This window comes from Fictibacillus nanhaiensis, from assembly GCF_036213205.1.
Taxonomy (GTDB): domain Bacteria; phylum Bacillota; class Bacilli; order Bacillales; family Fictibacillaceae; genus Fictibacillus; species Fictibacillus nanhaiensis_E.
The window spans coordinates 204,081-218,964 of record NZ_JARMFC010000001.1; the positions used below are offsets into that span (position 1 = coordinate 204,081).

At 39.1% G+C, this 14,884-nt stretch carries 14 protein-coding genes, 1 riboswitch and 1 other annotated feature (1 of these 16 running past the window's edge); of the genes, 8 read left to right on the forward strand and 6 right to left on the reverse strand.

Going from position 1 to position 14,884, the window contains the following annotated elements:
- Positions 1–212, reverse strand: a binding site (T-box leader) (it extends 16 nt beyond the left edge of the window).
- A 200-nt stretch (positions 213–412) separates the two neighbouring features.
- A complete protein-coding gene (locus P4V41_RS00955; protein ID WP_328082998.1) occupies positions 413–982 on the forward strand; it encodes a biotin transporter BioY in 570 nt (189 codons plus the stop codon).
- A gap of 68 nt (positions 983–1,050) precedes the next feature.
- On the opposite strand, the gene P4V41_RS00960 is transcribed toward P4V41_RS00955, so the two are convergent.
- Positions 1,051–2,247: an MFS transporter gene (locus P4V41_RS00960; RefSeq protein ID WP_328082999.1), complete on the reverse strand. Its 1,197-nt coding sequence runs from the start codon at positions 2,245–2,247 to the stop codon at positions 1,051–1,053.
- A gap of 166 nt (positions 2,248–2,413) precedes the next feature.
- Here P4V41_RS00960 and P4V41_RS00965 point away from each other — a divergent pair, with 166 nt between their 5' ends.
- Positions 2,414–3,379, forward strand: a complete 966-nt coding sequence (locus P4V41_RS00965; protein ID WP_328083000.1) for a TIGR01212 family radical SAM protein — start codon at positions 2,414–2,416, stop codon at positions 3,377–3,379.
- Positions 3,376–3,951, forward strand: coding sequence for a class I SAM-dependent methyltransferase (locus P4V41_RS00970; protein WP_328083001.1), 576 nt, complete (start codon positions 3,376–3,378; stop codon positions 3,949–3,951). Before P4V41_RS00965 ends, P4V41_RS00970 begins: the two co-directional genes overlap by 4 nt.
- Before the next feature lie 284 nt (positions 3,952–4,235).
- On the opposite strand, the gene P4V41_RS00975 is transcribed toward P4V41_RS00970, so the two are convergent.
- A complete protein-coding gene (locus P4V41_RS00975; protein WP_328083002.1) occupies positions 4,236–5,306 on the reverse strand; it encodes a tetraprenyl-beta-curcumene synthase family protein in 1,071 nt (356 codons plus the stop codon).
- 40 nt (positions 5,307–5,346) lie between these two features.
- Positions 5,347–6,135, reverse strand: coding sequence for an alpha/beta hydrolase (locus tag P4V41_RS00980; protein WP_328083003.1), 789 nt, complete (start codon positions 6,133–6,135; stop codon positions 5,347–5,349).
- Positions 6,136–6,221: 86 nt separating this feature from the next.
- Here P4V41_RS00980 and P4V41_RS00985 point away from each other — a divergent pair, with 86 nt between their 5' ends.
- Positions 6,222–6,740 carry a gamma carbonic anhydrase family protein gene (locus P4V41_RS00985; RefSeq protein ID WP_328083004.1) on the forward strand — a complete coding sequence of 173 codons (519 nt, stop codon included), beginning with the start codon at positions 6,222–6,224 and terminating at the stop codon, positions 6,738–6,740.
- Here the strand turns inward: P4V41_RS00985 and P4V41_RS00990 are convergent.
- A complete protein-coding gene (locus P4V41_RS00990; protein ID WP_328083005.1) occupies positions 6,730–7,101 on the reverse strand; it encodes a VOC family protein in 372 nt (123 codons plus the stop codon). The genes P4V41_RS00985 and P4V41_RS00990 overlap by 11 nt on opposite strands.
- 281 nt (positions 7,102–7,382) lie before the next feature.
- On the opposite strand from P4V41_RS00990, the gene P4V41_RS00995 reads away from it, so the two are divergent.
- Together P4V41_RS00995 and P4V41_RS01000 are read left to right on the forward strand one after the other, a co-directional pair.
- A complete protein-coding gene (locus P4V41_RS00995; RefSeq protein WP_328083006.1) occupies positions 7,383–7,934 on the forward strand; it encodes a phosphatase PAP2 family protein in 552 nt (183 codons plus the stop codon).
- A gap of 15 nt (positions 7,935–7,949) precedes the next feature.
- Positions 7,950–9,110 (forward strand): glycosyltransferase family 1 protein, encoded by a 1,161-nt coding sequence (locus P4V41_RS01000; RefSeq protein WP_328083007.1) that lies wholly within the window; start codon positions 7,950–7,952, stop codon positions 9,108–9,110.
- Between the two features lie 320 nt (positions 9,111–9,430).
- On the opposite strand, the gene metK is transcribed toward P4V41_RS01000, so the two are convergent.
- On the reverse strand, positions 9,431–10,636 hold the full coding sequence (gene metK, locus P4V41_RS01005) for a methionine adenosyltransferase (protein WP_144698476.1): 1,206 nt from the start codon (positions 10,634–10,636) through the stop codon (positions 9,431–9,433).
- A 163-nt stretch (positions 10,637–10,799) separates the two neighbouring features.
- Positions 10,800–10,930, reverse strand: a riboswitch (SAM riboswitch).
- Between the two features lie 261 nt (positions 10,931–11,191).
- Between metK and pckA the strand changes: the two genes are divergently transcribed.
- Positions 11,192–12,775, forward strand: a complete 1,584-nt coding sequence (pckA, locus tag P4V41_RS01010) for a phosphoenolpyruvate carboxykinase (ATP) (protein WP_328083008.1) — start codon at positions 11,192–11,194, stop codon at positions 12,773–12,775.
- 87 nt (positions 12,776–12,862) lie between these two features.
- On the opposite strand, the gene P4V41_RS01015 is transcribed toward pckA, so the two are convergent.
- On the reverse strand, positions 12,863–13,660 hold the full coding sequence (locus P4V41_RS01015; RefSeq protein WP_328083009.1) for an alpha/beta hydrolase family protein: 798 nt from the start codon (positions 13,658–13,660) through the stop codon (positions 12,863–12,865).
- Between the two features lie 159 nt (positions 13,661–13,819).
- Here P4V41_RS01015 and P4V41_RS01020 point away from each other — a divergent pair, with 159 nt between their 5' ends.
- Complete coding sequence (locus P4V41_RS01020; RefSeq protein ID WP_328083454.1) at positions 13,820–14,767, forward strand: ABC transporter substrate-binding protein; 948 nt, start codon at positions 13,820–13,822, stop codon at positions 14,765–14,767.
- The last annotated feature ends 117 nt before the right edge of the window (positions 14,768–14,884 follow it).

Here is a 14,884-nt window from a genome sequence, read left to right on the forward strand (position 1 = left end):
TAGTTAACAATTTAAACCTGCCGCGGTACCACCCTGATTAATGCAAAAATCGCATTCACTCGGAACATACCTTAACGCGGCGAACGGCAAGTATTACTTCATTCACACTTGCAACTAAAGGGCGAGTTCAAAAAAGTCCGGGTTGACTTGCACCAGCCGTCAACTCTCTAACTTTCCATTCTTTTTTTACTACTCCCTATCATCGTTATTAAAAATTTAGATGCTAATTTGTATTTTATGAATAACTTCCTAAAATGTCAAGGTTGTTTAGAAGTATAATAACCTATTTTTACCACTTTAAAACATAGGTTGTATTGTTGTAAGCGTTATCTTGACAAACATTATAGAGCTGTTTAATGTAATGTTAACTGTTATTATTTTTACGTTAACATTTTAAAGGGGTGCAACAAACATGCATGAAAGCAACAAAAAACTGAAGATGTCACTTTACGCAGCACTTATGGCAGGAATTACAGCAATTCTCGCCCAACTAACCATCCCACTTCCAGTGGTTCCGATTACAGGTCAGACTTTAGCGATTGGGCTTTGTGCTACCATTTTAGGCCGTAAATACGGCACACTAGCTGTGATGATCTACGTCGCTATGGGTGCGATCGGTCTCCCCGTTTTCTCTGAAGCTAAAGGTGGGTTCATGGTATTGATCGGTCCAACAGGAGGATATATCGTTGGATTCATTATCGCCGCTTATATCACTGGCCTCATTTTAGAAAAGACAAGTTTTACTCTTATGCCAGCTATTGTTGCAAACATTGTGGGTATGGTGATCACACTTGTGTTCGGTGCCGTTCAATTAAAGTTCATTGCAAGCTTAAGCTGGGAACAAGCGATGAATCTTGGAGTAACTCCTTTTCTGCTTGTAGGTGTAATTAAAGCCCTTTTAGCAGCTGTTCTTGGTATTACGATAAGAAGAAGATTGATGTCTGCAAAACTTCTTTCAAAAGAAGAGACAAGAGCCGCTTAATTCAATAAAAAACGAAGAGATCGTGATCATCACATCACGGTCTCTTCATTTTACGTTATTTATAAACCTCAAGAAGCTTGTTGAGGAATTTCAGTCTGCTGTATGGCATGTCGACTCTTGCTGTATATGATCGTCAATATGAAAGCAAGCACCATCAAGCCGATAATCGTTTGAAACAATACGGATATGTTGAATAGATCAGCAATCATTCCTCCAAAGAGCGGACCGAGCATTCTGCCGCCTGTCGCTGTTGAATTTACAATTCCTTGATAGAATCCTGCTCTGCCTTCAGGTGCGAGTTCGGCTGCGATAGATGGAACGCCCGGCCACACGAGCATCTCACCGATAGTAAGTACAATCATCGCCAACATGAAGCCGCTAAAGTCCTTTGCATTTCCAACCATCACAAAAGAGATGACAAATATACAATACCCGACCAAAATTTGCGATGTTGTAGAGTGCAGCCACTTTTTTAAGAAAAGATTAACTAGCGGCTGACCGAGAACGATAAACACACCGTTAACAGTCCAAAGCAAGCTGTACATTTTTAATGTTACTCCTAATGATTGCGTATAAGCAGCAATCGTGGACTGCCACTGAACGTAGCCAATCCAAGCTAACAGATACCCGCCGCATAAAATCAATAGTGCCATGAAAGCTTCTTTGTTATGAATTCTTTTTCGTTGAGAAAAAACAGTCTGCACAGATGCTTCTTCTGTTTCATCAATGTCTTTAAAGCCGAACAACACAATAATAAAAAATACAAAAGATAAAGTAGAACAACTGATGAAAGATAGTGTGAAAGAATAAGACGCTGCAAAACCACCAAGAGCAGCACCGAGTGCTACCCCTACGTTCTGCGCAATATAGATTCGGTTAAACGCCTTTCTTCCACCCTCTTTCCACATCGTACCTGCTAATGCATACATAGACGGAAAGACGATCCCCATTCCAAATCCCATAAAAACAAGAAGCACACTGTACATCCAAAAATCATGAAACCAGATTAATAAGAAGGAAGTTGTAAAAGAAATGGAGACTCCGAGCATAATCGTTTTGTAGCCTCCTAGTTTATCAAACAACAACCCTCCTGTTAAATTACCGATGATTCCAGCACCGGAATTTAACAATAGAACAATTCCTGCTACGGTAAGCGATTTACCAAGGTGTTCATGTATAAAAATCGTATTGATCGGCCACAAAAAACTTGAGCCCGTTACATTAAGCGCCATTCCAATAATGAGCAGCCATACTTTCGCTGGCATAAATATCCCCCGCTTGCTAACTAAGATGTCATAAATCCACTCTGTATTTTATTCCTTTTTCCTGTACTTTACAATTTGAAAGTACTGACAACTCGCTTTGCCGCTCACAGCGCGAACATGCTACAATGTCATATGGTGCTCATCACCGTATGAAGGAGTGAGAAAGATGACACACCTTATTGAAAAACCAGATTATTTTGGAGAAAAAAGATATTACACATGGAATCAGCATCTAAAGTCCCATTTCGGAGATAAAATTATTAAAGTGCCACTAGACGGAGGATTCGATTGTCCGAATCGTGATGGGAACGCGGCATTTGGAGGATGTACTTTCTGCTCTCAAAGTGGTTCAGGAGATTTTGCTGGGAACCGGCGTGATGATATCATCACACAATTTCACACCGTTAAAGAAAGAATGCATTCTAAATGGAAAAATGGTAAATATATAGGCTATTTCCAAGCTTTCACCAACACGTACGCTCCTGTTGAGCAACTAAAAGAGCTTTATGAAACGGTACTCGAACAAGAAGGCGTTGTTGGACTTTCCATTGCTACGAGACCTGATTGTTTACCTGATGATGTGATTGAATATTTAGCTGACTTAAATAAACGAACGTATCTTTGGATCGAGTTAGGACTTCAGACTGTACACGAGCGAACAGCTCTGCTCATAAACAGAGCTCATGACTACGCAACATATGTAGAAGGTGTTGAAAAACTTCGAAAACACAACATTAGAGTGTGTTCTCACATTATTAACGGATTGCCATTAGAAACTCCTGAAATGATGATGGAAACAGCACGAGAAGTTGCGAAGCTAGATGTTCAAGGAATCAAGATTCATTTGCTTCATCTTCTAAAAAAGACTCCTATGGTCAAACAATACGAACAAGGCATGTTAGAATTTCTTGATTTTGACACGTATGTAAAACTTGTTTGTGACCAGCTAGAGATTCTTCCACCTCAAATGATGATTCATCGATTAACTGGTGACGGTCCATCTGATTTATTGGTCGGACCAATGTGGAGTCTTAACAAATGGAAAGTGTTAAACGCCATTGAAAGTGAGCTTAAAAACAGAAATAGTTTTCAAGGGAAATTTTATAATACGTCTGAGGTGAACACAAAATGAAATTAGAGGGTGTACTCCCGTTTGCAAGAACGCTTCTTCAATCGTTTTGTGGAGAGGGCGATTTCGTCATTGATGCCACATGCGGAAACGGAAACGACACGTTGTTTCTATCCAAACTAGTTGGCAAAGATGGCCATGTATTTGCTTTTGACATTCAGGAACAAGCCATTGCCAACTCAAAACAGCGCCTGACCGATCAAGGAGCTGATCCTAACGTTACCTTTTTTCATGCCTCGCATGAAGAGTTTACAAATAAGCTACCTAGTGACCTTCATTCAAAAGTAACAGCCGCTATTTTTAACCTCGGCTATTTGCCTGGAAGCGACAAATCGATTACAACAACAGGATCATCTACCATCGGTGCAATTGAACAGCTCTTGCAACTATTAAAACCTGAAGGAGTAATCATACTCGTGATCTATCATGGACATGAAGAGGGTAAAAGAGAAAAAGAACTAGTCATGAATTATGTAACACAGCTGGATCAAAAACAGGCTCATGTTTTACAATATGAATTTATTAATCAAAAAAACAACCCGCCATTTGTAGTAGCAATCGAAAAAAGAGGCTGAATTCAACTAATTAAAGTTGATTCAGCCTTTTTTCATGTATCAGAAACTCGTCGTCATATATACACCCTAGGGTATTGTGCATCATCAATCCAGAAATTTGAGCACGCAATCCAGAAATTTCATCTGTTTATCCACGAGATTTGTCTCTCAATCCAAAAGTTTTTGTCCTTTATCCACGAGTTTACATTCCTCGACATATTGCGCACTCGCTACTACCTACACATACCCCTCTCCTTAAAGCGAAGCATCCTATATCGACAATCAACCACTTACAAGTGCAACAACTATGAGATAGAAGGTTTTAATCTTTGATATAATTTTCGATTCACATAAAAAAAGTAACTTGTCGCTCCTCCAACTTTAACGAGCTTTGCTGCCATCTTTTTAATTCCAGGGCTCTCAGACACCTTTTTGTCCGCAAGATAGATTCCTAAAAGACCTCTTTGAATCAAGCGATGAAACCTTGAGTTAGGCAGGTTTGCACAGCTTTTCTCGGCTTTTTCCGCAAAATAAACCATTCGTTCTAACATGTGCTGATCATTTTTATAATACGTACAAAAATTAAGATCGCCCTCTAACTTGTCCTCATTTTGATCAATAAAATAATCCAAAAGAATATGAAGACCTTGCAGCCATGGAAAATATCCTTTTTTTATTGTTGCAGCAGATTCTTTCGTGAAGTTTCCTTGAAACGCATAGCTGACTAAACAGAAGATGCCAAGCGTCGAACCTGCACAAGCTGAAAATTCGTACCAAGTAATATCTGGCAGAACAGATTGATACTCTCCGAACCAACTGATCAAACGCGGCTCTCTCTCTTGAACGATTACATGTTTATGTACTTGTAAGTCACAATAGATCGAAGCAAGTCCGATTAGTTCACTTGCGATATTCGGATAAGCTTTCATCTCTGACAATATGCTTTGGCACGTGTAGACTAGTTCGTTTAAATAACCACCGTCGTCCTGTTCATCTCTGTAACGATAATAATTAGTCGGAACAGCGCCAGGAGATAGGGCATGAAACATACTTTCGTGAAGTGCTCGAAAATCTTTTTCATTCAGTGAAGTGCTTCTGTCACACAGGTTATCTAAATAATCGCTGATTGTTTGGTACGCTACTACAAACTCGATCGCTTTTTTACGATGATTTCCTGCTAAAAGGGTAAGGATAGCTCCTCCTTCACAATGAAACATTTTATCCGAAATGCTGCTAACTGCCTGTCTTCTTAATTCTGGGTTCGGAATTTTTTCAGCTCTGTCATGCCATGTCTTAAGCAGATGACTGACAGCCGGAAAAATATGCGTATAAACGGAATACATCAATCCCCAAGGGTGAACCGGAACTTTGTTCATAAGATGGCTCCTTTTATTTATTTCTTCCTTACCTTTTTCTTTAATGGACATCGCTATGCAGAAATATAAATTTTTTTACATAATTAAACACATGATCTCTTTCAGGCTCGTTTAATACTTCATGATATAGTGATGGAAATTCCTTATACCATTTTTCTTCTAAGTCTACGGCGTTAAACCATTGCAACACTTTCATTTTGTCCACGATTCGATCATCCCCCGCTTGTAAAAGCATTAAAGGTACATTTGGGAATTCTTTATAATGATCGAAAGCATGTTTGATCGAACTAATCAACTCTCGATACCACCTAACAGAAACTTTCTTAACGATCAACTTATCTTCTCTATCACGAACACGTATCTCTTCGTTCCTTGTAGCACTGCCTTCAGGTAAGTTAGTCGCTAACCTTACACTCGGAGCGAGTTTGTTCAATAGGACAGAAACGGCTTCTTTGCCTTTTGATGGATAATGAACCAACCCTAAACAAGGAGAAGATAAGATAACCGCTTTAACGTCAAGCCTTTTCTCCATCAAGGTTCTGATTACAGCTAAGCCACCCATGCTATGTCCTAAAATATAAACGGGAAGGCCAAATTTCTCAGCTTCTATAAACCATTTTTCTATCGTTTGAATATAATCGCCGAAAGCATCTATATGCCCTCTTCTTCTTGTTGTCGTACCTTGACCCGGAAGATCTCCTGAAACACAATGCAAGCCCGCCTCGTTCAATTGCTTGATTACCCAATCATACCTGCCGTGATGTTCATTTGCTCCATGCACGACAACGATTGTTCCGATTGCATTCCTTTTTGTTTTCCAAGTCCACATTTCTCCACCCTCTTCTCTATTCATAAGACTTAATGATTTTGCTAAACTGTAGATAGATAAATAAATGATAATAGGAGTGTATAAAGATGATTTATCCATTCGGAGATAAACAACCTAAGATTTCAGAAACTGCCTTTATTGCAGACTATGTAACCATTACGGGTGATGTTCAGATTGGCGAATATTCTTCTATATGGTTTAACACATCCATACGAGGAGATGTTTCCCCGACCATCATCGGAAACTATGTAAACGTTCAAGATAATTCAGTACTTCACCAAAGCCCTAACCGCCCTCTTCATTTAAAAGATGGCGTTACAGTTGGTCATAGTGTGATTTTACATAGCTGTGTCATTGAAGAGAACGCATTGATTGGAATGGGTTCACTCGTGCTCGATGGAGCTCACATCGGACAAGGAGCTTTTATTGGTGCAGGAAGTCTTGTTCCACCAGGAAAAAAGATACCACCTAATACCTTAGCTTTCGGTCGGCCTGCTAAGGTAATCAGAGAATTAACTGAAGAAGATATCACGGACATGAACCGCATCCGACGTGAATATTACGAGAAAGGACAGTATTATAAATCACTAAAGCCTAAACGTTAAACTCGATCAGGTTACCATCAGGATCACTTACAAAAACCTGATGCCAATCTGTTTTGTTTGTTGGTTTGTTCACATAAGAAATATTATGCAAATCTAATGTTTTTAACAGCTTGTCCATGTCGGTAACTCTTATCGCAAAATGACCGTCTCTACTATCGATCTCTGTCGTATTTCTTCTAGCTTTACCTTTAGGATGAACGATCAAATGAAGCTGCGTATCACCGATATCATACCAAACGCCTGGAAAATCAAACTGCGGGCGTTTTTTATTTTGTTTGAAACCGAGAATTTCCTCATAAAAATATAGTGATTCTTTTAGGTTTGTAACAAGTAAGGATACATGGTGTATTCCTGCATACATGTACTTCCACCTCATCTCTCTGTATGTTCTGTATGTTTTGCCCATAATTTTAACATAGAAACAAATGATTTGAGATGAATTCGAACTACGAGTGCTCACAACGGATTAATTCTGGAGTGGAAATCTTAACAGAAGAACGTGACAGGAAAATATATTTCTAACCATTCTGCACTCGCAGGATGGATTTTTTATAATAATTTCATATTGTCTTCATGTTCCCCTTACAATTGTATTTTATTATTATAGTATCGAACACAAAAAGAATGTTAAGGGGGATATTCATGGCAAAAGTAATCGATTGGCTTTATGAAAAAGAGTGTACATTTTTCCGTTTAATTAATGGAAGACTGCACAGGAATTCAATGGATCATTTCTTTCACTTGTGGACGCACCTTGGTGGTGCAACAGCCACCATCTCAACAAGTATTCTGCTTCTGTTATTTCTCCCTATGCATTTAAAGTCTTGGGGAATCGTTTGTATGCTGTCATTATTGATCAGCCACATTCCTGTTGCGATTTCTAAGAAAATGTATCCGAGAAAGAGACCATATTTAAGTCTTCCTGATACGAACATCTGCGATAATCCATTAAAAGATCATTCATTTCCATCCGGTCATACCACAGCTATTTTTTCAATCGTCACGCCTTTGATACTATTGAATCCCTTTTTCGGAATATTTTTATTGGTCGCTGCCCTATTGGTTGCCATCTCTCGTATGTATTTAGGGCTACACTATCCATCAGATGTACTTGCAGGGATGATTCTAGGCATCAGCTCCAGCTTCTTTTCTTTATTTTTAGTGAATAGCTTTATCTTGCCTTATTTCTTATAAAAAGGAGATGAAGAAATGAAGCTTGCTCTTTTTTCAGATACGTTTCATCCACAAATTAATGGAGTTGCTCGTACTTTAAAAAGACTAACGGATTACCTAGAAATCAATGGTGTTGAATATAAAGTTATCATGCCTTCTTTTGAAGAGATGAATCAAGAAACAGAATGCAAACAATATTATGGAATGAAAAGCCTGCCACTCTTTCTTTACCCAGAGTGCAGGCTTGCCATTCCCCAGTTGAAAGCATTGGATGGAGAATTAAATAAATTCAAACCTGACCTCCTACACGTCGCTACTCCTTTTAATATTGGCCTGTTCGGAATGAGATACGGAAAAAAAGAAAACATTCCCATGGTTGCCTCCTATCATACACATTTTGACCGCTACCTAGCACACTACCATCTTGATTTTTTATTCCCCTTGCTTTGGCGATATCTACAATGGTTTCATAGACCTTTTGAAAAAATATTTGTACCGAGTGAAGAAACAAGGAAAGTTTTGTATTCAAAAAGTTTTACCAATATTGAAATATGGTCTAGAGGAGTTGACTGTGATATGTTCACACCTCAAAATCGCGATTATCATGTCCGTGAAAAATATAAAATCACAGAAAAGTATATCTTTTTGTTTGTTGGCAGACTCGCACCAGAGAAAGATCTAGATGTTCTACAAGAGATAATAAACAAATTGCCTACCACTTTAAGAGAGTGTGTTCATTGGTTGATTGTCGGTGATGGTCCTAGTCGAAACGTTGTCGATCATTGGGAGAAAAAACATTCAAATGTAACATGTGCAGGTTATCTATCTGGAGTAGAACTCGCGCAAGTTTATGCTACAGCCGATCTGTTCGTCTTTCCTTCTTCTACTGAAACGTTCGGTAATGTTGTTCTAGAAGCAGCTGCATCTGGGTTGCCTAGCATTGTATCAGACTCTGGAGGTGTTACTGAGATTGTTCAAGATGGAATTACGGGTAAGATCTGCACAGCTGGAGATGCTAATTCATTCATTCAAAATATCGTCTCTTTGATGGAAGACCCTTTGCTCTTGCAGTCTATGAAATTAAAAGCGAGAAACTATGCGTTGACTCAATCCTGGTCAGCTATTTTCGGAAACCTTTTGATGCAGTATGAGGAAGCAATTTATAAGAAGAATAAAAATAAAACGGTTATTGCGTAGCATGAAGAGAATAATCTGAATACGAAAATGAGGGGATATTTCAAAATTGAGATATCACTTTCTTAAAATTACATTTATATATACTTTGTATCCCTCCGATGAACATTAGCGATTCAGATGTTCATTTGGAAGACACACCAAAATTTTATACGAGGTAATCACAAATATATCCGGAGATAAGACACATTTATCCGTAAAAATGACGAATAATTCCGTACATAAAATTTTTTATCCGATTTTCAACAAAGATTGCTAAACTGACAGATTGCTTACCACATTAAAAAACCAGACTCCCAAAAGGAAGTCTGGTTTTGCTATCATTAAATATTCGCTTGTTTCTTAAGCTCTGCAGCTTTATCTGTGTTCTCCCAAGGAAGGTTGATGTCAGTACGTCCAAAGTGGCCGTATGCAGCAGTTTGCTTGTAGATCGGACGGCGAAGATCAAGCATCTTAATGATTCCAGCCGGACGAAGGTCGAAGTTGTTGCGAACTAGTTCTACAAGAACTTCTTCAGAAACTTTACCTGTTTCAAACGTGTTTACTGCGATTGATACTGGTTGAGCAACACCAATTGCATAAGCAAGTTGTACTTCAACTTTATCAGCAAGTCCTGATGCTACGATGTTTTTAGCAACATAACGAGCAGCATAAGCAGCAGAACGGTCAACTTTAGTTGCGTCCTTACCAGAGAATGCACCGCCACCGTGACGAGCATATCCACCGTAAGTATCTACTATGATTTTACGTCCAGTAAGACCAGCATCACCTTGTGGTCCGCCGATTACGAAACGGCCAGTTGGGTTGATAAAGTATTTTGTGTTCTCGTCGATTAGTTCAGCAGGAACAACCGGCGTGATTACTTTTTCTTTGATGTCTTTTTGAATTTCTTCAAGCGTGTTCTCAGGGTGGTGCTGAGTAGAGATTACGATCGTGTCGATGCGAACAGGCTTATCGTTTTCATCATATTCAACAGTTACTTGAGTTTTTCCATCTGGACGCAAGTATGGAATCTCTTCAGTCTTACGAACCTCTGTAAGACGGCGAGATAATTTATGAGCCAGTGAGATTGGTAGAGGCATAAGCTCTTCTGTTTCGTTACAAGCAAATCCGAACATTAGACCTTGGTCACCTGCACCAATTGCTTCGATCTCAGCATCTGTCATAGAACCTTCTCTTGCTTCAAGAGCTTGGTCAACACCCATCGCGATATCAGCAGATTGCTCATCGATAGAAGTTAATACTGCACATGTTTCAGAATCGAAACCATATTTTGCACGGTCATAACCGATTTCTTTAATTGTCTCACGAACAACTTTCGGGATATCTACATAAGTAGAAGTTGTGATCTCACCTGCAACAAGTACAAGACCTGTAGTTACAGATGTTTCACATGCTACACGAGCATTTGCATCATTAGCTAAAATTTCATCTAAAATCGCATCTGAGATTTGGTCACAGATTTTATCTGGATGGCCTTCTGTAACGGATTCTGATGTAAATAAACGACGACTAACTTTTTTGGACAAGTTAATATCCTCCCTTTAACTGCTTTTAAGTATGATACGGTACTTTATTCTTATCTATTTCACACAGTTTATGTTCTCAACCTGAAAAAGGCATAAAAAAAGCCCTTCCCTGTTTCACATACATTCATGAGGGAAAAGGTTTTAAAACCAAAATGCCTTCAACCTCTTATTGTCCAAGGTTATTTTCACCTTGCAGGTTAGCACCTTTTCATTTCCAGTGGCGTTATAGTTGCCACTTTCATGTCGGTTGCTGGGTTTCATAGGGCCTGTCCCTCCACCTACTCAGAATAAGAGTAGCCGTTCTCGAAATATGATAGCGTAATGCTCACTCTCTGTCAATAGAAAACCCTATGAATAGCAATAAGTTTGGAGTATTATATTCTATAGAATGAAAGCGTTTTAAATAAGATGGATAATTCACATAATTTTGTTCTTTTTTTCTGAAGTAAGAACTTTTTTGATGCACTTTCATAAAATAGTATACATTATTTAAATCAATGTGTTATACTAATTTTCGAATATATCACTCTAGGATAAAGGATGGTACTGTCTCATATGAATACTTTGGAATTTACGACAACCTTAAACGATCTTGTGACCCGTGAAACAACTCACCAGAACTTACCTGTTCCGGTTTTGGTAGAAAAATCTCTTCAACGCAACGAGGGCATCCTTACATCCACAGGAGCACTTCAAGCTACAACGGGGAAATATACAGGCCGTTCCCCTGAGGATAAATTTATTGTTGAAGATGCCTCCATTAAAGATACAATCGATTGGGGAAAGGTAAATAAACCATTTTCACCAGAAAACTTTGATAAATTATACAAAAAAGTACTCCAATACTTAGGAAATAAAGAAGAATTATTCGTATTCAAGGGGTTTGCTGGTGCAGACCGCGAGTATCGCCTTCCTATCCAAGTTATTAATGAGTATGCATGGCATAACCTTTTTGCTCACCAAATGTTTGTACGCCCGAACCACGATGAGCTAGGTTCTCATGAATCTCAATTCACTGTGATATCAGCACCAGGATTCCAAGCTAATCCGGCTGAAGATGGAACAAACTCTGAGACGTTTATTATCGTTTCTTTTGAAAAGAAAATTGTTCTGATCGGTGGAACAGAATATGCAGGTGAAATTAAAAAATCTGTATTCTCTGTAATGAATTATATTCTTCCTGAAAAAGGCATCCTATCTATGCACTGTTCTGCAAACGTTGGGAATGAAGGAGATGTAGCTTTATTCTTCGGTTTATCTGGAACTGGAAAAACTACATTATCTGCTGATCCGAACCGTCGTTTAATCGGAGATGATGAGCATGGTTGGGCTAACACTGGTGTTTTCAATATTGAAGGTGGATGTTATGCAAAAACAATCGATCTTTCTAAAGAAAAAGAACCACAGATTTGGAATGCGATTCGTTTTGGAAGCGTTTTAGAGAACGTAATGATCGATCCAGTTACAAGAGAAGCAGACTATAAAGATTCTTCACTAACAGAAAACACACGTGCTGCATATCCTGTTGATGCTATTCCAAACATTATTCAACCAAGTGTTGCCGGACACCCGAACACAATCATTTTCTTAACAGCTGATGCATTCGGTGTATTGCCTCCGATCAGCAAGCTTACTAAAGAGCAAGCGATGTATCATTTCTTATCAGGATACACGAGCAAACTTGCAGGAACAGAAAGAGGCGTAACCTCACCACAAGCTACGTTCTCAACATGCTTTGGCGCCCCATTCCTACCGCTACCTGCTACCGTCTACGCTGAGATGCTTGGCAAGAAGATCGATCAGCACAACGTTCAAGTATATCTTGTTAACACAGGCTGGTCAGGTGGAGAGTACGGTATTGGAAAACGTATGAATTTGGGTCATACACGCGCAATGGTGCAGGCTGCTCTAGAAGGTGAACTTGCTTCTGTTGAAACAGTTGTAGATCCTATATTTGGACTTCATATTCCTACACATTGCCCTGGCGTACCAGATCAAGTTCTTCAGCCGAAGAAAACGTGGAGTGATCAAGACGCTTATGACATTAAAGCGAAAGAGCTTGCAGGTCAATTTAATGCGAACTTTGAAAAATTCAAGTCTGTATCAGCAGAGATATCTCAAGCTGGACCACTCGTTTAATATACTGAATAAAGACCTTTCATTCTAGCAATGGAAGGTCTTTTTATTTTGCGAATATGCGCAAATTAGTTAAAGGAGCTGAAGCACTTATTTTAGCTCTTTTCCATGTCCTTTCATCCATTCACACAAAGCATATGTAATTTTCCGGTTCTCTTTTGGCGGAAAATAATGTGTATACTCAGGATAGATCCATGTTTCACATGGCTTTCCGAGCTCTTTTAGCCTTTTTTCAATCTTAAGTGTATGCTCTACGCTTACATTTTCATCTTTCATACCATGAATGCAAAGTAACGGTGTATCTAATTTCTCACAATTGTTAAGAGGTGAACGCCATCCATATTCTTCTGGATATTTCACAGGTGTTCCTCCAATAACTCTCTTCATCATCCTGCGCAGGTCTTCTCTCTCTTCATAAGTGATGGCCATATCAGTCACACCGCCCCATGTGACGACTGATCGAATCTCAGGAAATTTTATCGCTGTAAATAACGCCATAGGACCCCCGCGAGAAAAGCCAAACACATGAATGTTCTCTGAATCTACTTTAGGAAATTGCTTCAATACCTCGAAAGCTGCAAATGCATCTGTCCGATCCTCTCCAGCAAAATCTTCGTTGCCTTCTCCCCCTTGATTTCCTCGATAATAGGGAGCCATCACAACAAAGCCTTGTGAGGCAAACTGAATAATCCTAGCAATTCTTACCATGCCAATGGACTTGATTCCGCCTCTAAGATAAAGGAAACCTGGAAAAGGTCCTTTTCCTTCTGGAAGTGCTGCTAGTCCTTTTATTTTTAACCCATCATTTAAATAAGTAACTACATACAAGCGAATGGTAGGATGTGGAGAAGGAAATCGCTGCCACTCTATCATTTTTGCTTTTTTCATTCCTACACTCCTTTATTTTTGTGGGCAAACACACATTTGCACCAATCACATACATTATTACATAAAAGTCATGACTTCATCCCTATGTGCAGGAGGATCAACATGAAATATTTAAAAAGGAAACTAATGATACTTTTCACTTGTTTACTAGCTTTCTCCATGCTGCTGGCAGGGTGCAATACCTCAAGCCCCCAAAAAGAAAAAATCAGAATCGCCGAAGTAACACGATCCATTTTTTATGCTCCGCAATATGTTGCCATAGAAAAAGGCTTTTTCAAAGAAGAAGGTTTGGAGGTTGAGCTGACTACCACCTGGGGCGGCGACAAAACGATGACGGCCCTTCTATCTGATGGAGCAGACGTAGCACTCGTTGGTTCTGAAACCACGATCTATGTACACGCACAAGAATCGACAGACCCTGTTATTAACTTTGCACAGCTTACTCAGACTGACGGTACTTTCTTAGTTGCAAGGAAAAAACCGGAATTCTTTTCATGGGATCAACTAAAAGGCAGTACTTTCTTAGGCCAGCGTAAAGGCGGCATGCCTCAAATGGCAGGTGAGTTTGGTATAAAGAAACACGGAATCGACCCTAAGAAAGATCTAACAATGATTCAAAATATTGATTTTGCTAACATTGCAAACGCCTTTGCCTCTGGAACTGGAGATTACGTTCAACTATTCGAGCCACAAGCAAGTCTTTTTGAGCAAGAAGGAATTGGACACATTGTCGCTTCGTTCGGAGCCGAGTCTGGAAAGATTCCTTATACAACATTCATGGCAAAACAAAGCTATATGAAAGAAAACAAAGAAACATTAGAAAAATTTACAAAAGGCTTATATAAAGCGCAGTTATGGGTCGAGAATCATTCGGCAAAAGAGATCGCAAAAGTAATCGCACCTTATTTTGAAGATACCTCTGTGGAACTTATTGAAACGGTTGTAGATCGATATAAGAGTCAGCACAGTTTCGCTCTTAACCCGATATTAGATGAAGAAGAGTGGAACAATTTACAAACCATTATGGACGAAGCAGGAGAACTTCCGAAGAAAGTGGATTATACCATTCTTGTTGATACTTCAATAGCCAAGAAAGCCATTAAGTAAAGAAACAATACGCCTCTATATACAAACAAAGCTACCAAAGTGAGCTTCTTGTAGCACTTTTACACAAGAAGCTTCACAGGTGGTTTTTTGGAAGTCCAAATACGAGATCAGGAGGGA

Coding starts and splice junctions, on each gene's coding strand:
- P4V41_RS00975 (WP_328083002.1), bottom strand. CDS start 5,306: ATGAACAAAGTTCCGGTTCACCCTTGGGGATTGATGTATTCCGTTTAT.
- P4V41_RS00990 (WP_328083005.1), bottom strand. CDS start 7,101: ATGTATGCAGGAATACACCATGTATCCTTACTTGTTACAAACCTAAAA.
- P4V41_RS00960 (WP_328082999.1), bottom strand. CDS start 2,247: ATGCCAGCGAAAGTATGGCTGCTCATTATTGGAATGGCGCTTAATGTA.
- P4V41_RS00980 (WP_328083003.1), bottom strand. CDS start 6,135: ATGTGGACTTGGAAAACAAAAAGGAATGCAATCGGAACAATCGTTGTC.
- P4V41_RS01015 (WP_328083009.1), bottom strand. CDS start 13,660: ATGAAAAAAGCAAAAATGATAGAGTGGCAGCGATTTCCTTCTCCACAT.
- P4V41_RS00955 (WP_328082998.1), top strand. CDS start 413: ATGCATGAAAGCAACAAAAAACTGAAGATGTCACTTTACGCAGCACTT.
- P4V41_RS01020 (WP_328083454.1), top strand. CDS start 13,820: ATGCTGCTGGCAGGGTGCAATACCTCAAGCCCCCAAAAAGAAAAAATC.
- P4V41_RS00965 (WP_328083000.1), top strand. CDS start 2,414: ATGACACACCTTATTGAAAAACCAGATTATTTTGGAGAAAAAAGATAT.
- P4V41_RS01000 (WP_328083007.1), top strand. CDS start 7,950: ATGAAGCTTGCTCTTTTTTCAGATACGTTTCATCCACAAATTAATGGA.
- P4V41_RS00970 (WP_328083001.1), top strand. CDS start 3,376: ATGAAATTAGAGGGTGTACTCCCGTTTGCAAGAACGCTTCTTCAATCG.
- P4V41_RS00985 (WP_328083004.1), top strand. CDS start 6,222: ATGATTTATCCATTCGGAGATAAACAACCTAAGATTTCAGAAACTGCC.
- pckA (WP_328083008.1), top strand. CDS start 11,192: ATGAATACTTTGGAATTTACGACAACCTTAAACGATCTTGTGACCCGT.
- P4V41_RS00995 (WP_328083006.1), top strand. CDS start 7,383: ATGGCAAAAGTAATCGATTGGCTTTATGAAAAAGAGTGTACATTTTTC.